The sequence below is a fragment of the Pseudomonas fluorescens genome (assembly GCF_002837185.1).
GTDB lineage: Bacteria > Pseudomonadota > Gammaproteobacteria > Pseudomonadales > Pseudomonadaceae > Aquipseudomonas > Aquipseudomonas fluorescens_AM.
Genome location: NZ_KZ478026.1, coordinates 16,558 through 38,425, shown reverse-complemented (window position 1 = coordinate 38,425; position 21,868 = coordinate 16,558). Strand labels below are relative to the sequence as shown.

The 21,868-nt window shown below is 61.5% G+C and carries 17 protein-coding genes and 1 pseudogene; 7 read left to right on the top strand and 11 right to left on the bottom strand.

All coding sequences use genetic code 11. The features are described 5' to 3' along the window. The first annotated feature begins 99 nt into the window (after positions 1-99). Both CIB54_RS24950 and CIB54_RS24945 read left to right on the top strand, forming a co-directional pair. A complete protein-coding gene (locus CIB54_RS24950) occupies positions 100-807 on the top strand; it encodes a winged helix-turn-helix domain-containing protein (protein WP_065950361.1) in 708 nt (235 codons plus the stop codon). Next, positions 808-2,094 carry an ATP-binding protein gene (locus CIB54_RS24945; protein ID WP_101221255.1) on the top strand — a complete coding sequence of 429 codons (1,287 nt, stop codon included), beginning with the start codon at positions 808-810 and terminating at the stop codon, positions 2,092-2,094. Positions 2,095-2,125: 31 nt separating this feature from the next. On the opposite strand, the gene CIB54_RS24940 is transcribed toward CIB54_RS24945, so the two are convergent. Next, complete coding sequence (locus tag CIB54_RS24940) at positions 2,126-6,028, bottom strand: hypothetical protein (protein WP_101221254.1); 3,903 nt, start codon at positions 6,026-6,028, stop codon at positions 2,126-2,128. Positions 6,029-6,336: 308 nt separating this feature from the next. Then, positions 6,337-7,494 carry a class C beta-lactamase gene (gene ampC / locus CIB54_RS24935; protein WP_420094173.1) on the bottom strand — a complete coding sequence of 386 codons (1,158 nt, stop codon included), beginning with the start codon at positions 7,492-7,494 and terminating at the stop codon, positions 6,337-6,339. A gap of 124 nt (positions 7,495-7,618) precedes the next feature. Between ampC and CIB54_RS24930 the strand changes: the two genes are divergently transcribed. Then, the gene (locus CIB54_RS24930) at positions 7,619-8,491 is read left to right on the top strand and encodes a LysR family transcriptional regulator (protein ID WP_065950365.1); all 873 of its coding nucleotides are present in this window, start codon (positions 7,619-7,621) and stop codon (positions 8,489-8,491) included. Between the two features lie 39 nt (positions 8,492-8,530). Here the strand turns inward: CIB54_RS24930 and yghX are convergent, their stop codons facing one another. Then, positions 8,531-9,418 carry a YghX family hydrolase gene (yghX, locus tag CIB54_RS24925; protein WP_101221253.1) on the bottom strand — a complete coding sequence of 296 codons (888 nt, stop codon included), beginning with the start codon at positions 9,416-9,418 and terminating at the stop codon, positions 8,531-8,533. Between the two features lie 69 nt (positions 9,419-9,487). Beyond that, positions 9,488-10,378, bottom strand: a complete 891-nt coding sequence (locus CIB54_RS24920) for a DMT family transporter (RefSeq protein ID WP_065950367.1) — start codon at positions 10,376-10,378, stop codon at positions 9,488-9,490. 88 nt (positions 10,379-10,466) lie between these two features. On the opposite strand from CIB54_RS24920, the gene CIB54_RS24915 reads away from it, so the two are divergent. Continuing rightward, entirely contained in the window at positions 10,467-11,792 is a 1,326-nt protein-coding gene (locus tag CIB54_RS24915) for an aminotransferase-like domain-containing protein (RefSeq protein ID WP_101221252.1), read from the top strand. 29 nt (positions 11,793-11,821) lie between these two features. Here the strand turns inward: CIB54_RS24915 and CIB54_RS24910 are convergent, their stop codons facing one another. Then, on the bottom strand, positions 11,822-12,253 hold the full coding sequence (locus tag CIB54_RS24910; RefSeq protein WP_065950369.1) for a nuclear transport factor 2 family protein: 432 nt from the start codon (positions 12,251-12,253) through the stop codon (positions 11,822-11,824). A 156-nt stretch (positions 12,254-12,409) separates the two neighbouring features. On the opposite strand from CIB54_RS24910, the gene CIB54_RS24905 reads away from it, so the two are divergent. Beyond that, a complete protein-coding gene (locus CIB54_RS24905; RefSeq protein WP_101221251.1) occupies positions 12,410-12,616 on the top strand; it encodes a DUF6434 domain-containing protein in 207 nt (68 codons plus the stop codon). Positions 12,617-12,945: 329 nt separating this feature from the next. On the opposite strand, the gene CIB54_RS24895 is transcribed toward CIB54_RS24905, so the two are convergent. Further along, positions 12,946-14,652, bottom strand: coding sequence for an amidase (locus CIB54_RS24895; RefSeq protein WP_198557220.1), 1,707 nt, complete (start codon positions 14,650-14,652; stop codon positions 12,946-12,948). Positions 14,653-14,904: 252 nt separating this feature from the next. Beyond that, a complete protein-coding gene (locus CIB54_RS24890) occupies positions 14,905-16,116 on the bottom strand; it encodes an MFS transporter (RefSeq protein ID WP_101221248.1) in 1,212 nt (403 codons plus the stop codon). 97 nt (positions 16,117-16,213) lie between these two features. Between CIB54_RS24890 and CIB54_RS24885 the strand changes: the two genes are divergently transcribed. After that, entirely contained in the window at positions 16,214-17,035 is an 822-nt protein-coding gene (locus CIB54_RS24885) for an AraC family transcriptional regulator (RefSeq protein ID WP_065950373.1), read from the top strand. Here CIB54_RS24885 and CIB54_RS24880 read toward each other — a convergent pair. Together CIB54_RS24880 and CIB54_RS24875 are read right to left on the bottom strand one after the other, a co-directional pair. Then, a complete protein-coding gene (locus CIB54_RS24880) occupies positions 17,028-18,218 on the bottom strand; it encodes an MFS transporter (protein WP_101221247.1) in 1,191 nt (396 codons plus the stop codon). The two genes, CIB54_RS24885 and CIB54_RS24880, sit on opposite strands and share 8 nt — an antisense overlap. Further along, positions 18,215-18,684: pseudogene (locus tag CIB54_RS24875) on the bottom strand (alpha/beta hydrolase). Before CIB54_RS24875 ends, CIB54_RS24880 begins: the two are co-directional and overlap by 4 nt. Before the next feature lie 176 nt (positions 18,685-18,860). Between CIB54_RS24875 and CIB54_RS24870 the strand changes: the two are divergent. After that, positions 18,861-19,784: an AraC family transcriptional regulator gene (locus CIB54_RS24870; protein WP_101221246.1), complete on the top strand. Its 924-nt coding sequence runs from the start codon at positions 18,861-18,863 to the stop codon at positions 19,782-19,784. On the opposite strand, the gene CIB54_RS24865 is transcribed toward CIB54_RS24870, so the two are convergent. Both CIB54_RS24865 and proP read right to left on the bottom strand, forming a co-directional pair. Continuing rightward, entirely contained in the window at positions 19,759-20,265 is a 507-nt protein-coding gene (locus CIB54_RS24865; RefSeq protein WP_065950378.1) for a GAF domain-containing protein, read from the bottom strand. The two genes, CIB54_RS24870 and CIB54_RS24865, sit on opposite strands and share 26 nt — an antisense overlap. Before the next feature lie 52 nt (positions 20,266-20,317). Beyond that, positions 20,318-21,820: a glycine betaine/L-proline transporter ProP gene (proP, locus tag CIB54_RS24860; RefSeq protein WP_065885310.1), complete on the bottom strand. Its 1,503-nt coding sequence runs from the start codon at positions 21,818-21,820 to the stop codon at positions 20,318-20,320. Positions 21,821-21,868: the final 48 nt, after the last annotated feature.

The window sequence follows — 21,868 nt, the reverse complement described above, 5'->3', positions numbered from 1 at the left end:
CATGAAGCTTCCTGGCACGGTACACGGACGCTGCTCTCCTCGACCAGCTTGCCACCTATAATGCCGGCCTTTCAATCTGCATTCGCACACAGAGAACTTATGGAAAACCTGGGTCTGGGCAAGGTCCTGCTCGTTGAGGACGACGAGAAGCTGGCAGGGCTGATCGCACATTTTCTGTCGCAGCATGGTTTCGACGTGCGCGTGGTGCACCGGGGCGATCAGGCCTTGACCGCGTTTCTGGCATTCAAGCCGAAAATGGTCGTGCTGGACCTGATGCTGCCGGGCCAGAGCGGGTTGCATGTGTGCCGCGAGATTCGCAATGTGTCGGACACGCCCATCGTGATCCTGACGGCCAAGGAAGATGATCTGGACCACATCCTCGGCCTTGAGTCCGGCGCTGACGATTACGTGATCAAGCCGATCAAGCCGCCGGTGCTGCTCGCCCGTTTGCGCGCGTTGCAACGGCGCCAGGCGCCCGAGCCCGTGGTGCGCGGCGCCCTGGCGTTTGGCCGGTTGTCGATCGATCGCAGTTGTCGGGTGGTCAGGCTGGGCGATGAACAGATCGACCTCACCACCATGGAGTTCGAGTTGCTGTGGCTGCTGGCGAGCAACGCCGGAACCATCCTTTCGCGCGACGACATTCTCAACCGAATGCGCGGTATTGCCTTCGATGGCCTGAACCGCAGCGTCGACGTGTATATCAGCAAGCTGCGCGGCAAGCTCAATGACAACCCGCGTGAGCCGGTGTGCATCAAGACCATCTGGGGCAAGGGCTACCTGTTCAATCCGTTCGCGTGGGAGGTTTAGGTGCTGCGCCTGTATCTGCGCCTCTATGTGATCCTCGCGCTCGGCCTGGCCGGGTCGATCTGGCTGGTCAACTACGGCCTGGACGCGTACATGCCCGAGTCCAACGAGACCTATAACCGAGAGGCCTTGCGCGGTCCGGCGTGGGCCCTGGTGGAGCAACTGCGGCCGGTACAGGGCGCGGCGCGCCAGGCGCGCCTGGATGAACTGCAACCGCATTATGGCCTGCGCCTGAAACTGGTGCAGCGCGGCGCCCAGCACCTGAGCGAGCGCGAACACACGCTCCTGGCCAATGATCAGGTGGTGGTGCGCGAGGACTTCATGAAGTTTCTCGCGCCTATCGACGACGGCGGGCAATTGCTTGAGATCCAACTGCCGGAAGAGCCCAAGTGGCTGTACCTGTGGGCCTATGGCTTCCTCGGCGTAAGCCTGGCCATCGTCCTGTATTTCTGGGTGCGCCCGCACTGGCGCGACCTGGAGCTCATCCGCCTGGCGGCGCAGCGCTTCGGCGACAACGACCTCGGTTCGCGCATCCTGCTGCCGCGCCGCTCCACCGTGCGCGCACTGGCCGGGCACTTCAACCAGATGGCCGAGCGCATCGAAAGCCTGATCGCCAACCAGCGCGAACTGACCAACGCGGTGTCCCACGAACTGCGCACGCCGATTGCACGCTTGTCCTTTGAACTGGATCAGCTCAAGCAGCAGTCCGATCCGCGCCAGAGCCGCCAGTTGATCGCCGATATGTACGGCGACCTTGGCGAGCTCGAAGACATGGTCTCCGAACTGCTGACCTACGCCAGCCTGGAGCGCGGCGCGACCCAGGTTACCCGCGAAACTATCGAGGCCCATAGCTGGCTGGACAGCGTGATCGGCAGCGTAGCGCTGGAGGCCGAGGCCGCAGGCGTGCACTTGTCGCTGCGCGCCTGTGAAGTCGATTTTATCCAGATCGAACCGCGCTTCATGGCGCGGGCGGTGATCAACCTGCTGCGCAATGCGATCCGCTATGCCGATCACCGCGTGGAAGTGTCGCTGGTGACGTTCGGCAGCGGCTATGAAGTGCGAGTCAATGACGACGGCCCGGGCGTGCCGTTGGAGGGGCGCACCAAGATCTTCGAGCCCTTCCTGCGCCTGGATACCAGCCGCGACCGTCGCACGGGCGGCTTTGGCTTGGGCCTGGCGCTGGTCAAACGGGTCAGCCAATGGCATGGCGGGCAGGTGCAAGTGCTGGATTCGGAGTGGGGCGGGGCGTCGTTCAGGATGACGTGGGCGTATGCCGAACAGGAGAAATAGACATGCCAGCCTCTAAAGGACTGGCATTGGCTTAGCGTTTGAACTGGCGTGGCTGGTAAGTGATGACCGTGTCCCGCCAGACTTCCGGAGCATCCATAGGGGCTATGTTGACGCGAATTGTGCTCCCATGAGCTTTTTCTATATGGGGAGTGACCTGACCCTTGCCGAACATGGCGTCCATCAGCTTGTCGGCTTCTCTATTCACCGCGTGCGGGCCCAGGTGCGGCGAGTTTCGCGTCACTATCTCTTGGGCCTTTTTATGAAAGTTCGCCATGGGCGTCGAGCCGTGACTCATGAACACCGGTCCCTCAAAAGCTTTGACCGGCCGTTTTATTTCTTTTTGAAATAGACGTGCGAAGGGCCTGTGGCGCCCATTTGCCGAGTAGCAAATCAAAAGACGTACACTTTTGTACTTGGCCGGATCGACCCCTTTGCTCCGCAGCAATTTGACCAACCCAGGGGCGTCATAAGGAACATTATCCACATAAGCACGTGTACCCGTACCGAATCCCTGGTCCATCGCACTGGGCTTACGGCCGTGTGCGACGATGTTGAGTCGCGTCTTGCCTTTATCGGAGAACGTGTGCATTTCATGGCCCAGCATTTTCAAATCCTCCATCGGGCCGCCCATCTGAATCACGTTATCGCGCCCCAACGCGGTATCCAGCGCACGCTCCCTGCCCGTAAGGCTACTGCGACTGGTGCCGGGGAGAGCATTATCAACGTGCGCGTGGGGCGTGAAGTTCTCCAGCGGTTTTCCATAGGTGCGGTTTTTCACCGGGTCGAATGCGTGGATTTTCCCGGTTTTTTTGTCCAGCTTCGCCTGCACTGAGAAAGTCGCACCGTTTTTCCTGTAAGTACCCTCTGCGACATCGGGGCGGGTGGCGAATTTCGAGAGATCGTTGCGCCCCGTACGCCCGCGCAATAGCCGGTCGACGTCAGTCGCTGGTGTCGATGACGTCAATGCCCGCGTGCGATTGAAGAAGCGGTTGCCAAAGGTCTGAGGTGTACGCTTTGTGGCGGCCCCCAGGGTTTTAACCCCCTTGAGCCCACCTCCCAGGCCGGCGGTGGTGGCATACATCACCCCATCAAATATAAGCCCGGATGTCACGGCCAGCCAGTCTCCCTTGACCACGTTCCTGACCAGGTTCACGCCAGGTATCGATCCCAGCAACAGCTCCTTGCTATGTTCGAAGTCTTGATCTTCTTCACTGAAACGCGTGGTGTGACCGGTTGCGCTCACCCACCCGTCGAGCGGGCGATTGCCAAAGGTGTGCCGGGCCAGAAGCTCACCGAGAAACTGGCTGCGGGCGCTGGTATACGAGGCCGGGACAGCCCCGTCGCCAGGTGGGGTGGCGTCGAGACTGCCGGACACGCCCGCCGGCACGTCAAAGGGCTCGATGGCGGTGTTGGAGAATTTGTCGCCGCCGATAATGCCGGCTGGCTGGCGGGCCCAGTCGCCTTGCAGGCCGGGCTTGAAGTCGCTCAGTGGTTTCAACGTGTTCTGTTGCGGGCAGAATTCATAGGCCTTGACGCTGTCGCCATGGGTGGCCCTGACGATCAATGAGCGCTTGTCGCTCGCCTGTTTCGGGAATGGCTGGTCGTGATTGATATCGCCCGCCCGGGTGTAGCTGGTATGTTTGATGACGGTGCCCTCGATAAAGAGGTCGAGTTTGCCGAACTCAAGGTGCTGACGGTCCTCTATCGGCAGTTGCGCGATCAGGTGTTTGGTCAGGTTGACCAGGCCGCTGGCCCGGCTTTGCTGAAAGTTGGCCACCGCGTCGCGATGCCGGGACTTGATGTCAGGCAGATCGCCCAGCAGTTTGATCGCGGCGTCCGGCACCTTTGAGGGGTCGAGTGAATACCAGGTGTTATCGTCCTTGAGGTTAGGCGCATGCTCGGAGAGGTACATGTCCAACAACGAATAAGGGCCGGTATTGACGTGCAAAAGCCCGTCGTTGAGTGCGTTATTGGTTCTTGACTGGGGGTTTGTAATGACCGCTGCTTCAAGCGGGACATTTTTTATGTGCTGTCCCAGTACCTCCAGTGCCATCGACTTTTGCAGGGGCACAGGTGCGTTCACATCCTGCTTGATCTTTTTCAGCCCGGTCATGACTTCAGTGAACGTCGTGTGCGCAGCGTTCAGCTGTTCGGCCGAATACTCACCCGTCGCCGAGGGTTTGAGTACGCCATAGGCCAAGGCCCAGTCAATGACTGCAGCCTGCTTGACCTCATTGAGCAAGGTTTGGTCGGCGTCGCTGATCGGGTTGACGTTGCCGTACTTGACCACTTCGGCAAAGCTCATCAATGAACTGCTTCCCGGGTGCTTCGCTTCGATGTAGGCCACCGTGGCTTTCAGGCTGAACCAGGCCGGTGAGCCATAGGTCACGTCTTTGGGGATGTCCTTGACCTGAAGCTCCGGCGCCGCGCTCGCCAGCAGCAGATGCGCGGCCACGGGCGCCATCTCTTGCGAGGCGCGCCGGGTCTGCACCAGATGCTCGACCAGCGCATGTTTGATGGTGTCGAGCGGTTTTCCGTGAAAGGCTTTGTCGGCCAGGTCGAAGCCTGCGGTTTGATTGGCTTTTTTAGGCGTGCGCAGCCAGGTTGGCGCGTCCAGCCCCAATAGCATGGCGGCCAGTACCCAGTCGCAGCTGTCGGGGTTTTCGGCGGCGCCCATTTTTTTCTGCAGCGAGGCTTCCAATTCCCTGGCCTTTGGCGATGCAAGTATCTCCCGCAGCACATGGGCAGGGTTGCGCAGCTCGGTGCTTGTCCAGTGTCGATTTTTGGTCAGGTAATTGAAAGCATCTGTTTTTTTTCCCGCGCTGAGACCTGGCAATTGCAGGTTGTTGTACGCAATGTGGGAATAAAGCTCCTGTTGCTCGGACGCGCTGACGGGCGCTTCCCACCCCAAGGCTCCGGTGTAATTGCCATGGGGGGGCGTCGCGGGTTCCGTTTGTTTGAGAAGGCCTATCAGGTTGAGGATTTCTGCTCTTGTCTCGGGAATCTTACCGAACTTGTCATGGATGAATTGCTCCAGCGTCACGTTGTCTTCGGGCATGAGTTGCTCATCCTGGAAGTACCAGGACGAAGGATCTATTTCAAGGTGAGTGCCTTTGAGCAGGTCTTTGATCTTGGCTTTTTCAGCCCCTTCGATCGCTTCGGCTGTAGGCAGTGTGGTGATGGAGTAGGGGCGGGTTTCGTCTGGCTCGGTGTCGGCGTCGATCAGGTGCAGAACATTGCTCAACTGTTGGAACAATCGGTTGTCATTACGTATGTCGCCCAGGGTTTTCTGTTGGTGCTCAAGCCGATCCCCGGTGCGCGTGTCGAGCTGCGCCGTCGAAAGTGAGCTATCACCGGCGGGAAACGAATCTGCCTGTTTGAGCTGAGTGGCTCGTTGCGCGGCGGTTTGCACGGTGGAGGGCAGCACCTCGCCATAAAAGCTGGCGATCTCTCTGATTGAGGCGGGGCGTTCGGCGTGCACGCTGGACGATGCCCGACCGACCGCAGGCACCTCAAGTGAATGACCGTTGGGTGACAAGGTACTGGCGGCCTGCATGATGAGTGGCCACGTGTGCGGCAGCGTCTTGCCCTGGCCGGCCGCGAATAACACCAAGGGCGCCTTCTCGCGGGGTGAGGCTGCCTTGAGCGAGGCGACGATATGCGCCTGTGAGGTGCCATTGGCAGGGGCGATACGGATGGGTTTGGATTGATCGATATGCTGGGCGTCGGCCCACTGTCCAAAGTCGTGGCTCGCCAGCAGGGCGTCGAGTTGCTGGCGCCATTGCCCGAACGTCGAGTCTGGAGACACGGGCAAGTGCGGCGTGTCATAGGCATTGGTATCTGTGCCGGTCGCAGCCTCCACCAGCGCATCGGCATAAGCGGCCGAGAGCGCCATGTCAGCTTTGTAATCCGGGTTTTTCTTGATCAGGTTCACCCACGCAGGCACATCGGCGCTGGGGACTGGTGCAGGGGCGGGTACCGTCACAGCGGTTACCGGCGGGGACTGGGGGGGCGCTTGTACGGCGGGGCTGGGAATCAGAGCGGGAGAAACTGCCGGCATAAATGAACTCCAGGAAGACGACGATCGCTTCTGCACGCTTCGTACGTGCAGCAGCGAGATTCGTTGCAGGAGTCGAGCGCGACGTTCCAGGCTCAGTTATTTCAGCTTGCTTCCCCGGCGACGCCGGCTCGTGCGGCCTGGTTAGACATCAGCGAGTCGAGGCCTTGCTCAGCCACTCGGTTTCAGTGGTCCATGGCACGCAGAATTGAATGGGCCACTTTCACGCGTTCTTCATTCGGGTAATTTTTATTGGCCAGGATCACTACGCCTATTTTCCTGCTCGGTACGTATGCCACATAGGCGCCGAAACCACGGGTCGAACCGGTTTTGTTGAACAGCACATTGGCCGGTTGTACCTGCGGCGTCGGCAACCAGGTGACTGGGTGCGGCTCCATGGCCATCGGCGTGGAGTTTGCGTCGATCAGGGTTTGCAGCTTGACCGGGTACGCGTAGTACTCCCAGCCCAGTGCCTGGGTGGTGGCGCCGACTTGGTAGTAGCCGGTCTGGACGTTCGCAATGGCCTGTTGCACCGGTTTTTCCAGGCCAGCCGGGTTGAGGTTCGCTTCAACGTAGTGGAGCAGGTCCGCGGCACTGGTCTTTATACCGTAGGCTTCGCTGTCCAGGGCGCCCGGACTGACCCGCACCGGTTTGCCGTCAGAGCTGTAGCCCTGTGCGTACAGGCCGCGCTGCTCGGCGGGCACATGGAGGAAGGTGTGGTTGAGTCCGAGCTTGGGCAGCAGCGTGTCCTGCATCAGCGTGTCGAACGGTTGCCCGAGACTTTGTGCGGCCAGGTAGCCGAACAGCCCGAGGCTTGGGTTGGAATACAAACGCCGGGCACCTGGCGCGAAGTCGGGTTTCCACTGCTGGTAGTAACCGATCATGCGCTGCGCAGTGTCCGCCTCGGCGGGAAATTGCAGCGGCAAGCCGCCGGCGGTGTAAGTGCCCAGGTTGAGTACGCTGATGCGATCGAATGGGGTTCCACGCAATGCTGCCAGGTAGTGGCTGGCAGGGTCTGCCAGCTTGAGCTTGCCCTGCGCCACGGCGTACCCGGCCAGCGTGGCGGTAAACGTCTTGCTGACCGAACCCACCTCGAACAGGGTGTTTTCGGTCACGGCGCGTTGGGCATCCTTGTCGGCCATACCGTAACTAAAGTATTGCGCCTTGCCATCTTGCACCACGGCGACCACCAGGCCGGGGATGGACTGCTGCTGCATCAAGGGCTTGACCCCGGCATCCACCACGGCACGCAAGTCGGTGGCGGCGAGGCAGTCGCCGGTGGCGATAAATAACGCAAGGGCGGTGAATTTACGCACTGCGGACAGGTTGTGTTGGGGCATCATAGCGCTTCCATGAATGTGATCGAATCAATGAGCAGCCTGCGCAGGCGGGGCAAATCTATACAGTTTGTCGACATTGGACAAAGGATCATATCTCGCGTCAGCCATTAGAAAATTTGGGGTCACCATGTTGCGTTCTCATTTGCCTCTCAACGCGTTAAGAGCGTTCGAGGCATCCGCCCGGCACTTGAGCTTTACCCGGGCAGCTATTGAGTTATGCGTTACTCAGGCGGCGGTCAGCCACCAGGTCAAAAGCCTGGAAGCGCAACTCAATGTCACACTGTTCAAACGCTTGCCGCGCGGGCTGATGCTCACGCGCGAAGGCGAAACCCTGTTGCCGGTGCTGCGTGAATCGTTCGATCGCATTGCCCATACGCTAGGCCAGTTCGAGGCCGGGCATTACCGTGAGGTGCTGGCGGTCGGCGCCGTCGGTACCTTCGCGGTGGGCTGGCTGTTGCCGCGCCTGCCGGAGTTCCAGAGTCGCTACCCGTTTATCGACCTGCGCCTGTCCACGCACAACAACCGTGTCGATGTCGCCGCTGAAGGCCTGGACTACGCGATCCGTTTCGGCGCCGGCGCCTGGCACGGTACCGAGGCCTGCCAACTGCTGGAAGCACCGCTGAGCGTGCTCTGCGTGCCGCACCTTGCCGAACAGCTGCACACGCCGGCCGACCTGTTGAAACATACGTTGCTGCGCTCTTACCGCGCCGATGAATGGAGTCTGTGGTTCCGGGCCGCCGGCCTGCCGTCAGACACGCTGGTGCCGCGCAGCATCGTGTTCGATTCGTCGTTGGCGATGATGGACGCGGCGCTGCAGGGCATCGGCGTGGCATTGGCGCCGGCACGGATGTTTTCGCGGCAGTTGGAGAACGACAGGATTCGCCAGCCCTTCGAGGTGCAGATCAGCACCGGCAGTTACTGGCTGACGCGCTTGCAGTCACGGTCCGAAACGCCGGCAATGCTGGCGTTCAAAGGCTGGTTGCAGACGAGTGCTGGCTGATGCGCAAGGGGCAGTTGCCCTTCCACAGTTTGATTGTGTCTAAGCGAGGTACTTGCGAAACCATCCCAGGGTGCGTTCCCAGGCCAGGTTCGCCGCCGCATCGTCATAACGTGGCGTCGAATCATTATGGAAACCGTGATTGGCGCCCTTGTAGATATACGCCTCGTACGTCGTGCCCGCGGCCTTCAGCGCCTGCTCGTAGGCCGGCCAACCCTCATTGATGCGCGCATCCAACTCACCGTAGTGCAGCATGATCGGCGCCTTGATGCGCGGCACGTCCCCGGCCTCAGGCTGGCGTCCGTAGAACGACACGGCTGCGCCAAGCTCGGGGTAGGCCACCGCCGTAGTGTTGGTTACGCCGCCGCCATAACAGAAACCGGTGATGCCGACTTTGCCGGTGCTGCTGTCGTGGTGCATCAGCCACTCGATGGCGGCGAAGAAGTCGTTCATCAGCTTGGTCGGGTCGACGGTCTGCTGCAGGGCCACGCCTTTTTCATCGTTGCCGGGGTAGCCGCCCACCGAGGTGAGGCCATCCGGCGCCAGGGCGATAAAGCCGGCCTTGGCCAGGCGCCGCGCGACGTCTTCGATATAGGGGTTCAGACCACGGTTTTCATGCACCACCACCACTGCAGGTAACTTGCCGACGGCCTTGGCCGGCCGCACCAGGTAGCCGCGTACCGTGCCGTTGCCCTTGGGTGATGGGTAAGTGATGTAGTCGGCGACGATATCCGGATCGGTGAATTTCACCTGTTCGGCCAGCGCATAGTCGGGGCTCAGGGCTGCGAGCAGGGCCGAGGCGGTCAGGCCGCCCAAGGTAAACAGCGCGGCGCGGTCGAGAAATTCGCGGCGGTTAAGCGTGCCGTGGGCGTAGCCGTCGTAGAGTTCCAGCAGTTCGGGCGCAAAGTCTTTGGCGGTGAGACGCGTCATCGGTGCAGTCCTCGATTGGCAATAGGGCGGGGGACGACACTTCTGTTTAGCAGGCCTTGGGCCGTCGCGCTAGCGTGCGAACCTTTTGGCCCCGGCCACGCAGCCGATTACCGCCACCGTGACCAGCAGCATCCCCAGGCTCACCTGCTCACGCAGCAGGCCCGCCGCCAGGGCCAGGCCAAAGAACGGTTGCAGCAGCTGCAACTGGCCGACTGCGGCGATGCCACCCTGGGCCAGGCCGCGATACCAGAACACGAAGCCGACTAACATGCTGAACACTGCTACGTAACCCAGGCTCAGCCAGGCCGGCAGGCTGATGCCTGCGAACGAGGCGGGCGCCAGCAGCAGGCTCAACGGCGCGACGATGGGCAGCGCCACCACCAGGGCCCAGCAAATCACCTGCCAGCCGCCGAGGCTACGTGACAGCGTGGCGCCTTCGGCATAGCCCAGGCCGCAGACCAGCACCGCCAACAGCATCAGCACATCCCCGGCGGGCGCGGCGCTCAGGCCCTGGGCAAAGGCGTATCCCATCACCAGCGCACTGCCCAGCACCGAAAACAACCAGAACACCCGCCTTGGCCGCTCACCGCCGCGCAGTACGGCGAAAATCGCCGTTGCCAGTGGCAGCAGGCCGATAAACACAATGGAGTGCGCCGAGGTCACGTATTGCAGCGCGAGCGCGGTCAGCAGTGGGAACCCGATCACCACCCCGAGTGCGACGATGGCCAAGGGCGCCCATTGTTGGCGGGTAGGGCGTTTTTCCTTGAACAGCCGCAGCAGGCACAACCCCAGGATGGCCGCGAGCGTCGCGCGGATCATGGTCAGGAACACCGGGTCGAACGCCATCACCGCCAGGCGCGTGGCCGGCAACGATCCGCTGAAAATCAGCACGCCGATAAAACCGTTGATCCAGCCCTGGGTGCGGGTGTCCAGAGTGCCGAGAAACGAGCTGCGTGCCATGGGGCGGTCCAGAAAAGGGTAGTTGCGTAGGCGCCATCCTAGGGCTGAAGATTGGGGCAATCAAAAAATTGTCATGGATACATCCACTATGCCGCGCGCTCGTTACAAATCGCTGGTCGATACGTTCGCCGAAGGCATTCGCTCGGGCAACATGCCGCCCGGCACACGCCTGCCTACGCACCGCCAGCTCGCCGCCGACCATGGGCTGGCGCTGGCTACGGCGAGCCGGGTGTACAGCGAGTTGGAGGCGATGGGGCTGGTCAGTGGTGAGACCGGGCGTGGCACCTTCGTGCGCGAGATAGCGTTGCCGCCGGGGCAGGGCAGCGGGCAGATGCCTGTGGCGGCGGGCATGCTCGACCTGAATTTCAACTACCCGTCCTTGCCCGGCCAGACAGACCTGTTACGTAACGCACTGCGCCAGCTGGCGTTGTCGGGCGACCTCGAAGCGCTGTTGCGTTATCAACCCCATGCCGGCCGCCTGCATGAGCGTGCGGTGGTCGCGCGGCACCTGTTGCATCGCGGGTTGGCGGTGCAGGCCGAACAGGTGTTGCTGGTCAGCGGCGCCCAGCACGGCTTGGCAGTCACGATGATGGCGCTGCTCAAACCCGGCGACGTGATTGCCGTGGACGCGTTGACCTATTCGGGCTTGAAAGTGCTGGCCGAAACCCTGCACCTGGAAATCGTCGCAATCCCCGCGAGCGCCATCGGCCCGGACCTGGATCACCTGCAGGCCCTGTGCCGCAAGCGCCCGGTACGCGCGGTCTACAGCATGCCGACCGTGCATAACCCGCTGGGCTGGGTGATGAGCCTGGCGCAACGCGAGCACTTGGTGGCGATTGCCCGACAGCATCAGCTGATGATCATAGAGGACGCCGCCTACGCGTTTCTCGCCGAACACGCACCGCCGCCGCTGGCGACGCTGGCGCCTGAGCGCACGGTGTACGTCGGCGGGTTTTCCAAGAGTGTCGCCACTGGCTTGCGCGTGGGTTTTGTCGCGACGCCCCTGGCTTGGGTCAAGCGTTTGGAGCGCACCCTGATGGCAACCACCTGGAATGTACCGGGGGTGATGAGTGCGATCGCGGTGGCCTGGATCGAAGATGGCACTGTTGCGCGGCTGGAGGCGCAAAAACGCGAAGATGCCCAGGCGCGGCAACGTTTGGCGGCGCAAGTGCTGGCGGGGCTGAGCTATATCAGTCACCCCTCATCGTATTTCTTGTGGCTACCGCTGACCGAAGACGCCCGCGCCGATCAGGTGGCCATGAGCTTGCAGCACGAGGGTATTTGCGTCTCCACCGCCGAACCGTTTGCCGTCTGCGCACAGGTGCCCCATGCCCTGCGCCTGGCCTTGGGGTCGGTGTCGATGACGGCGTTACACCAGGCGTTGATCACGGTGCGCAAGGTGGTGCAATGGTGAGCCGCGGCTGAACGGCTCACCGGCGAGGATCAGTATTTATAAGCCTGGCGACCGATCAGCAGCCATTTGCCTTGCTGCTTCTGCCAGACCTGGAAGTTGTCGATATCGGTCGGCACCTCCACGCCACTGTTCACCGCCAGGGCGTGAAAGTGGTTGCGCACCAGCGCGGTGTCGCCGTTCAGGGTGATGGTCTGGTTTTGCATTTCCAGGGTCTTGAACGCGCTGGTATGGCTTTCCAGATCAGCGATGAACTGCGCCTTGTTCTGCACCTTACCGCTGGAGTGGCCGTAGGTGAGGGTGTCCGAGGTCAGCGCTTGCAGTTGCTTGAGATCCAGGTGCAACATGGCCTGGGTCAGTTGATCGACCGCCTGGGCCACATCCTTCTCGGCGGGAGCCGGCGCGGCTGTGACGTAACCGCAGAACAGGCACAGGAAAGCGATCAGCACTTTGAAGTTGGGCATGAGTGTTTCCTTGTTTTTGTGGGTGTAAATACGACGAGGTATGTCGTCGTACAACCATGCATTAAGTGCGAGGGAGAAGGAAAGTGAAATTTTGCAGAGATCTGGTCGCCTTTGCGGTTATGTGGGTGACCAGCATCCCCACTCGCGAGGCATAAAATGGATGTTGACTGGCACAGTGGCGTTATCACCCGCGCTACACCCGTAACCCCAAGCTACAGGAATACCCAGAACGTGCGCCGCTTCATGCTTGAGCACTGCGGCCCGGCGTTCAAGTTCAACCGCCCATTCATGGCCTGGATACGCAATGGCGTGCCCAAGACGCTGGGCGATGTGGTGGACGAGTGGCAGCGTCGCGCTGCTTGAGGTGAATACAGCACGCGTGTGGGAGGGGGCCTGCCCTGGTACCACTCGATTAACGTACAGCGCCCACTGCAGGAGCGAGCTTGCTCGCAAAAAACGTCAACAATAACGCGTGCTTCCTGAATGAACGCGGTGCCTGTGAATTTTTCGCGAGCAAGCTCGCTCCTACACAACGCTGCAGCGCCCACCCGTAACCACGATGCGAAGCGAGTCGCTGTTGATCTCAGGCGCCCCGTCAAACCACGCTGGCCGCAGAGAGGGCACACCGCCATCGGGGGCAAGCCCCCTCCCACATTTGGACCTCGGAGCATCAGCTGGATACACGTTGGCTGTTAGGCTTGCAGCGGCGGTGTGCGCGGCGGGATTACGCGTTTGTTGCCAGTGGCTTCAAACGCCGCGGCAAAGCGCAGCAGCGCCGAATCGTCATAGGCCCGCCCGGCAAACGTCAGCCCGACCGGCATGCCGATGTCCGCCATCACGCCCATCGGTACAGTGACGGTGGGCACGCCGAGGTGGCGGATGGCAAGGTTACCGTTGGCCACCCATACGCCATTGCTCCAGGCAATATCGGCAGAGGCTTCGTTGACATCCGCATCGGCGGGGCCGACATCAGCCACCGTCGGGAACAGCACTGCGTCGAGGCCCAGGGTCTCCATCCAGTCTTCCAGGTCCAGGCGACGGGTTTGCTCAAGACCGCGCAAGCCATCGGGTAAGGTGCCGATCTCGTTCCACGGCGTGATGCCGCGCTGGGCCATGCGCACGTATTCGTCCATGCCGGCGGCCAGGTCGTCTTCGCGGTTGGGCAGGGTGCCGGGGTCGTGGGGGAAAATTTTCGCGCCATCGACATCCGCCAGGCGATTCAGGGCCGGGTCGCCGTTGGCGCGCAGGAAATCATCAAAAGCCCAGGCCGAGAGTTCCCATAACTCATCGTGCAGAAATTGCCTGGACACCAGGCCACGGGTGAACACCGTGGGCGCGCCGGGGCGGTCGCCTTCGCAATTGGACACCAAGGGGAAATCCACCTCGATGACTTCGGCGCCGGCGGCTTCCAGGGCCTGGCGCGCGGCCTGCCACAGCTCGATCACCGAGGCGCGGGTGTGGATCTTTTGGCCGGTCGGCCCACCGATTCCCGGTTTTTCGCTGGTGCCGGCCTCGGGGTCGGCGTTGATGTACATGCGCGGCACGCCGAAGCGTTTGCCGGCGAGGGCCGTACTGCCCTCTGCGAGTTCGGGATAAGACGCCGGGCGTACCGAGCTGACGCTGGGGATCGGCACCCAGGGCTGCAGGCGCCACAGGTCGCCGCGGGTGTCGGGGTCGTCGGCGACCACCACGTCGAGCACTTCCAACAAGTCGGCCATGGTGCGCGCATAGGGCACCACCACGTCCATGGTCGGGGTCAGCGGCCAGTTGCCGCGCACCGAAATCACCCCACGCGAAGGCGTGTACGCACACAAGCCGTTATTGGAGGCCGGGCCGCGACCGCTCGACCAGGTTTCTTCGGCCAGGCCAAACGCGGCGAAGCTTGCCGCTGTCGCCGTGCCGGCGCCGTTGGACGAACCCGAGGCGAACGGTGCGGTGAGGTAAGCGGCGTTGTACGGGCTTTCGGCACGGCCATATACACCCCGTTGCATGCCGCCGTTGGCCATGGGCGGCATATTGGTCTTGCCCAGGCAGATGGCACCGCCGGCGCGCAAGCGCTCAATGGTGAAGGCATCGCGCTGGGCGATCAGCCTGGCGAATGCCGGGCTGCCGGACGCGGCGGTGAGGCCCTTGACCAGGTAACTGTCCTTGGCGGTATAGGGAATGCCATCCAGCGGCCCCAGGGTCTGGCCTTGTGCCCGGCGTGCATCGGACGCTTGGGCTTCCTTCAAGGCTTCGCGATTGCGCACCACCACGGCGTTCAGCGCAGTAGCGGTCTGCGGGCCGTCATAGGCCTCGATCCGTGCCAGGTAGGCGCGGACCAGTTCAACGGCAGTGGTGTGGCCGGATTCAAGCGCAGCGCGCAATTGGGCAATGGAGACTTCGGTAACTTGCATCACGTTTTTTCGCCGCCTTCAAATGGGGGTATGGCGGCAGTCTACGTACAGATATTTGCCAGTGCCAGCTTACCGCTAAGGTAAGCGGCCTGATCATCCACATCGCGCCCCAAAGAGGAGAAACATACCAATGTGGGAGGGGGCTTGCCCCCGATGGCGGTGTTTCAGTCAAGTAGATGTCGACTGACACATCGCTATCGGGGGCAAGCCCCCTCCCACATTGTTCAAGTGTGCACCCACTGGTCAGCGGCAGGCTCAGACGCCTTTGGTCGAGGGCAAAAAGATCGTCAGGATACCCGCCAACGGCAGGAACGAGCAGAGCTTGTAGACGTATTCGATACCGTGGTGATCCGCGAGCAAGCCCAGCAACGCCGCGCCGATTCCGCTGAAACCGAACATCAGGCCGAAGAATATCCCGGCGATCATGCCGACATTACCCGGCACCAGCTCCTGGGCGAACACCACGATGGCCGAGAACGCCGAAGCGATGATAAAACCGATGACCACGCTGAGCACGGCGGTCCAGAACAGGTCGACGTAGGGCAGGGCGAGGGTGAACGGCGCGGCGCCGAGAATCGAAAACCAGATGACTTTCTTGCGGCCGATCCTGTCGCCGATCGGCCCGCCAGCGAAGGTGCCCACGGCCACCGCGCCGAGGAACAGGAACAGGTACATCTGGGAGCTGGCGACCGACAGCTGGAATTTTTCGATCAGGTAGAACGTAAAGTAGCTGGTCAGGCTGGTCATGTACCAGTATTTGGAGAACACCAACAGCGCCAGTACCACCAGGGCAAAGGTCACGCGGCCTTTGGACAAGCCGTGGGTCGGCTGACTGCCTTGCTTGAGCTTGAACAGGTTGAGGTGGTGACGGTACCAGCGGCTCAAACCGTACAGCACCCCGATTGCGAACACCGCGAACAGGCCGAACCAGGCGATATGGGACTGGCCGTAGGGAATGATGATGGCCGCCGCCAGCAACGGGCCGAAGGCGCTGCCGGTGTTGCCGCCGACCTGGAACGTCGATTGCGCCAAACCGTAGCGGCCGCCGGAGGCCAGGCGTGCCACGCGGGATGTTTCCGGGTGAAACGTCGATGAGCCGACACCCACCAGCGCCGCCGCCAGCAGGATCGCCGGGAAGCTGCCGACAAATGCCAGCATCAGGATGCCGATCAAGGTGCAGACCATACCCGCCGGCAACAGCCAGGGCTTGGGGTGACGGTCGGTGTGGTAGCCGATCCACGGTTGCAGCAGGGATGCGGTCAGTTGGAAGGTCAGGGTGATCAGGCCGACCTGGGTAAACGTCAGGCCATAGTTGGCCTTGAGCATCGGGTAGATCGACGGCAGCACGGCCTGGATCAAGTCATTGATCAGGTGCGCCAGGGCACAGGCGCCGAGCACGCGCATGACCAGCGGGCTTATTTGGGGCGTAGTGGTTGCAGCGGCGGGTGTCGCGGTGAGGGTCGACATTCATGCATTCCATACAAGGCAGCTAACAGAGGCAGACAGTACTTGAGCTGACGGCCCATTTCTAATTGTTTCGGGCACTATGCTAGAGTCGACAAAAATGCCTGTCTCGCGAAATTCGGGCAGAAAACATCGCAAAAAGGGCGAAACCATCAAATCCCTCGACGAATTCCTAAACGAGATCGATGAAGGCGATTGGGCCGTCATCAGCTCGGCCACTGATTATCCGCAAAACTGGGTGATTCCCGAACACAGCCACAACAAACATCAGCTGCTCTACGCTATCGAGGGCGTGATGGTGGTGCATTCGGCGCTGAACCAATGGACGGTGCCGCCCAATCGGGGCTTCTGGATGCCCTGTGGGCATGTGCATGCGCTGCGCTGTGTGGGCACGTTGAAAATGCGCAGCGTCTTCGTGCGCCCGGACAGCTTTGCGAACCTGCCGACCGAGCCGAAGACGGTGACGGTTTCGCCGTTGCTCGGGGAATTGATCAAAGCCTCGGTCAGCTTGAAACCGCCCTATGCCGAGAACTCGCGCGACGCCAGGATCATGCGCCTGATGCTGGATGAGCTGGCGATCCTGCCTGCGCTGCCATTATCCCTGCCGCAGCCCGCCGACCCGCGTATCAACCGCATCTGCCTGACCTTGCAGCAAGACCCGGGTGATGCGTCCACGGTCGCCGATTGGAGCGCGCGCCTGGACCTGGATCAAACGACCATCCAGCGCCTGTTTCGTCGCGAAACCGGCATGACCTTCGGCCAGTGGCGCCAACAGGCACGCTTGCTGTTGGCGCTGGAGCGCATCGCAGTGGGCGAGAAGATTATCGATGTGGCCCTCGAGTTGGGCTATGACAGCCCGAGCGCCTTTACCAGCATGTTCAAGAAACAGTTTGGCAAGACGCCGAGTCATTTCTTCAAGTAGCGCTGTTGACAACACGAGCATGCAGTGGGCGACGTGATGCCAGGTAGGCCAGCAACGTGGCGGCCACCAGCAATCCTGCGCTGAGCTCAAAGGTTGCCCGGTAGCCGCTCAGGTCGAAGGCCGCGCCGCCGACCGTGGCGCCCGCGGCAATCGCCAATTGGATAATGGCAACCATCAACCCGCCGCCGGCCTCGGCGTCATCCGGCAAGGTTCTCGACAACCATGTCCACCAGCCCACCGGTGCGGCGGTCGCCACCAGGCCCCAGCTGCCCAGCAATACAGCGGTCATGTGGGTTGATTCGCCGAACTCCAGCAATCCGAGCGCGATGCCTGCCATGATCAGCGGGATGGCAATCAGCGTCGGGTACAGGTTGTGCTTGAGCAAGCGTTCAATCAGGAACGTCCCCGCCAGACCCGCCAGGCCGAGCACCAGCAGCATCAACGAGAGTGTGGACACCTCGACCCTGGTGACACTTTCCAGGAACGGGCGCAGATAGGTGAACAGCATGAACTGGCCCATGAAGAACAGGCTGATGGCCGCCATGCCCAATGCCAGCGTTGGGTTTTTCATCAAGCGCAGTGCATTGCCGGTTTTTGCCTCGGCCCGGTTTTTCAGGGTGGGCAGGCTCATCAGCAGCCATAGCCATGCGATCACGGCCACTGGCACTACACAGAAAAACGCGCCGCGCCAGCCGATGATCCCGCCGAGAAAGCTGCCCAGCGGCGCCGCAATCACCGTTGCCAGCGCATTGCCGCCGTTGACGATGGCCAAGGCACGTGGCACCTGAGGCTCCGGTACCAGGCGCATCGCCGTGGCTGCCGAGAGTGACCAGAAGCCGCCAATCGCCACGCCAATCAACGCACGCCCAAGCATGAACACCAGGTAATTGGGGGCGAATGCCACCACGCTGCCTGAGACGATCATCAGCAGCGTCAGCGCCATCAGCAGGCGTTTGCGATCCACACGCGCGGCAATCGAGGCGATCACCAGGCTGGTGAGCAGGGCAAACACCCCGGACACCGAAATGCCCTGGCCGGCCTGGCCTTGGGTGATATGCAGGTCAGCGGCCAGTGGGGTCAGCAGGCTGACCGGCATGAACTCGGACGCGACCAGGGCGAATGCCGCCAGCGACATGGCCAGTACGGCGCCCCAGCGTTGGGGGTGAGGGGAGGCCGGGATCATTTCAAATGGCTCTGGAAGAAGGTGGTGAGTGTGGCGAATGGGATCACGTCGATCCGGTCATAGAGATCGACGTGCCCCGCATTCGGGATGATCAGCAATTGCTTGGGCTCGGCAGCGCGCTCAAAGGCGTCTTCGCTGAATTCACGGGAATGCGCGTCGGCCCCGGCAATCAACAACAGTGGACGTGGTGTTCGGCCATTTTGGTGGCGTAGAGGTTAGCGCTTTGTTGCCTGACGGCGCCCATTGGATGACCGACGACAATGGCCGGGTTCTTTGAACCAGCAACCCGATTTTTTGGCGCAAACAACGTGCCCGCGACCTGCATCCCATATTGGTTATTGAAGGTGACGTTCTCGGCGGTCACCTTATCGCTTGTGTAGAAGTTATCAGCACCGTTGGACATATCGGCTCCTGATGAGGACAGGGAGGTCACCAGCAAACCCAGAGCAAGCAGAAGGCGTTTCATCGGGAAGTTCCTTGCGAAGTGTCCGAGCATTTTCCCGGTGCCAGCAGAGCTTCTGTAGTGCATTTGAACGGATTACTTGCCTGATCCTCTGAGTTTCATGCTGTGGCGCAGACGTCGGTAGCCGGTGCGGGTACAGTCCTGTCAAGACATTCATTGATGCATTGGAAGAGCCCGCCATGACGATCAATCCACCGGCGCTGGACACGCTGATCCAGTCCATTGACTCGCGCATCCAGGCGCCAGGGGATTGCCCAATGCCGATACCCGGCCTGGGCTTCTATCGGCGTGAACAGCCGGCCGCACCGGTGGTGTGCATGGTCGAACCGAGCATCGTGCTGGTGGTGCAGGGCAAGAAACAGTTGTGGGTCGGCGGTGAGGGCTATCCCTACGACACGTCACGATTTCTGGTGACTTCGCTGGACATCCCGGCCAACTCCGAAGTGCTGGCCGCCAGCGTCGAGCAGCCGTGCCTGGGGCTGACGTTCAAACTCGACCTGCGCATGCTGGCCGAGCTGATCGCCCAGGGCGACCTGCCGCCCACGCGTGAGCGCGCGATGATGAAGGGCGTTGGCATCGGCTCGGTGACGGGTGGCATGCTGGCGGCCTTCGCGCGCCTGGTGGCGCTGCTCGATGAGCCCGAAGCGATAGCGGTATTGGCGCCGTTGATCCAGCGCGAGATTCACTACCGCTTATTGCAGAGCGACCAGGCCGGCCGGCTGCGCCAGATCTGCTCGGTGGACGGGCAGGGCTATCGGATCGCCAAGGCCATCGATTGGCTGAAACTGAATTTCGATAGCCCATTGCGCGTGGAAGAACTGGCGGCGCGCGTGCAAATGAGCGCGGCAACCTTTCATCATCACTTTCGGCAACTGACCTCGATGAGCCCGTTGCAGTATCAGAAATGGCTGCGCTTGAACGAGGCTCGACGATTGATGTTGAACGAGCACCAGGACGTGTCCAGTGCCGCGTTCAAGGTTGGCTATGAAAGCCCGTCGCAGTTCAGCCGTGAGTACAGTCGGCTGTTTGGCGTGCCACCCAGGCGCGACATCGCTGCGCTGCGGGGCGGGGTAGCTGTCACTGATCTGCCGGGGCCAGGTTAGCGTAGAAGATGCACCCGATCAGTCGGGCAAACAGGCTCAGGGTTTCCGGCAGGTTGGGATCGTCGAACAGCGTGGCGCGTGAATCGAGCGCACACAGCGCACCGAACAGGCGCCCGTCGGGCAGGAAAATCGGCGCACCGGCATAGCTTTCGATCGCGTATTGCTTGACCACCGGGCGCGACGCAAAGCGGCCGTCGACGCTGATTTGCGGCACGAACAGGGTTTGGGGATTGACGCAGAATTCACTGCACAGGGTGGTTTCCAGGTCGAGTACGTCGTCGACGTGGATGCCCATTTGCATAGGGTCGTAGGCCGAGCAGACCACCCACTCCAGGTCGGTGAATTTGGCGATGCCGGCAAAGCGCATGCCGGTCAGGCGGGTGACCAGCTTGAGAATATTGGTGCTCGCTTCGATTTCGGCGATGGCCGCGCGTTCATCGGCGCTCAGCAGCGATTGTGCGTAGTTGACGCTTGGAACCATGTGATCACTCCAATGTGCGTGGCCGCGGGCCGCGACCACGCACAGTCAGGTCTTAATTAATCCGCGGGTGCTGCTGCACCAGGTTTTCGCGCTTGGCCTGGAGGGCTGCAATTTCGGCATCGATGTCCTCGATCTTCTGCTCGATATTGTCATGATGCTCCTGCAGCAATTCCTTGGCTTCTTCCATATCGGAAGCTGCCGGGGCCGCGCCGCGCAGTGGCTTATTGGCGGTTTCCTTCATGGTCAGGCCGGTAACCAGGCCCACCACGGCGAATACCATCAAGTAATAAGCCGGCATGTACAGGTCGTTGGTGCTTTCCACCAGCCACGCCACTGCGGTGGGCGTGACGCCGGCAATCAGCACCGAGACGTTGAACGCGCTGGCCAATGCACTGTAGCGCAGATGTGTCGGAAACATAGCGGGCAGCGTGGAGGCCATCACGCCGATAAAGAAGTTCAGCACGATCGCCAGGATCAGCAGGCCGCTGAAGATCAGCCCGGTCTTGCCGCTGGTAATCAGCATGAACGCCGGGATGGACAGGCACAGCAGGCCGATGCTGCCGGCTATGATGAACGGCTTGCGCCCGATCTTGTCGCTGACAAAACCGATGAACGGTTGCACGAACAGCATGCCGACCATGATCGCGATGATGATCAGCACGCCGCTGTTTTCGGCGTAATGCAGGTTGTGCGACAGGTAGCTGGGCATGTACGTGAGCAGCATGTAGTAGGTCACGTTGGTGGCCGCGACGATACCGATGCAGGTCAGCAGGCTGCGCCAGTGCTTGGTGGCGATCTCTTTGAACGACACCTTGGGGCCATGGCTGAGACCTTCGCGGTCACCCTGTTCGAGCTTGTCGACATGCTGCTGGAACGCCGGGGTTTCTTCCAGGGCGTGGCGCAGGTACAGGCCGATAATGCCCAGCGGCAGCGCCAGGAAGAACGGCAGGCGCCAGCCCCAGGCCTCGAATTCCGCCTCGCCGAGCACCGTGGAAATCAGAACCACCACGCCCGCACCGAGCACGAAGCCGGCAATCGAGCCGAAATCCAACCAACTGCCCAAAAAGCCGCGCTTGCGGTCCGGGGCATATTCGGCGACGAAAATCGACGCGCCGGTGTATTCGCCGCCCACCGAGAAGCCCTGGGCCATTTTGCACAGCAGCAACAGGATCGGCGCCCAGATACCAATGGACGCGTAGCCGGGAATCAGGCCGATGGCGAAGGTGCTCAGGGACATGATCACGATAGTGGCGGCGAGGACTTTCTGCCGCCCGTATTTGTCACCCAGGGCGCCGAAGAACAGGCCACCCAGTGGGCGGATCAGGAAGGGGACGGAGAACGTGGCCAGTGCAGCGATCATTTGTACGCTGGGGGACGCGTCCGGGAAGAACACCTTGCCCAGCACATAGGCGACAAACCCATAGACGCCAAAGTCGAACCATTCCATGGCGTTGCCCAATGCGGCGGCGGTGATCGCCTTGCGCATCTTGTTATCGTCGACAATGGTGATGTCGTTCAATCCGATCGGACTGACGCGTTTCTTACGTAATTTCATGCGGGCCACTCTAGAAGCTGAACGGGGAGGTGCCATCGTGGCGATGGC

Coding starts and splice junctions, on each gene's coding strand:
- CIB54_RS24950 (WP_065950361.1), top strand. CDS start 100: ATGGAAAACCTGGGTCTGGGCAAGGTCCTGCTCGTTGAGGACGACGAG.
- ampC (WP_420094173.1), bottom strand. CDS start 7,494: ATGATGCCCCAACACAACCTGTCCGCAGTGCGTAAATTCACCGCCCTT.
- CIB54_RS24930 (WP_065950365.1), top strand. CDS start 7,619: ATGTTGCGTTCTCATTTGCCTCTCAACGCGTTAAGAGCGTTCGAGGCA.
- yghX (WP_101221253.1), bottom strand. CDS start 9,418: ATGACGCGTCTCACCGCCAAAGACTTTGCGCCCGAACTGCTGGAACTC.
- CIB54_RS24920 (WP_065950367.1), bottom strand. CDS start 10,378: ATGGCACGCAGCTCGTTTCTCGGCACTCTGGACACCCGCACCCAGGGC.
- CIB54_RS24915 (WP_101221252.1), top strand. CDS start 10,467: ATGCCGCGCGCTCGTTACAAATCGCTGGTCGATACGTTCGCCGAAGGC.
- CIB54_RS24910 (WP_065950369.1), bottom strand. CDS start 12,253: ATGCCCAACTTCAAAGTGCTGATCGCTTTCCTGTGCCTGTTCTGCGGT.
- CIB54_RS24905 (WP_101221251.1), top strand. CDS start 12,410: ATGGATGTTGACTGGCACAGTGGCGTTATCACCCGCGCTACACCCGTA.
- CIB54_RS24890 (WP_101221248.1), bottom strand. CDS start 16,116: ATGTCGACCCTCACCGCGACACCCGCCGCTGCAACCACTACGCCCCAA.
- CIB54_RS24885 (WP_065950373.1), top strand. CDS start 16,214: ATGCCTGTCTCGCGAAATTCGGGCAGAAAACATCGCAAAAAGGGCGAA.
- CIB54_RS24880 (WP_101221247.1), bottom strand. CDS start 18,218: ATGATCCCGGCCTCCCCTCACCCCCAACGCTGGGGCGCCGTACTGGCC.
- CIB54_RS24870 (WP_101221246.1), top strand. CDS start 18,861: ATGACGATCAATCCACCGGCGCTGGACACGCTGATCCAGTCCATTGAC.
- CIB54_RS24865 (WP_065950378.1), bottom strand. CDS start 20,265: ATGGTTCCAAGCGTCAACTACGCACAATCGCTGCTGAGCGCCGATGAA.
- proP (WP_065885310.1), bottom strand. CDS start 21,820: ATGAAATTACGTAAGAAACGCGTCAGTCCGATCGGATTGAACGACATC.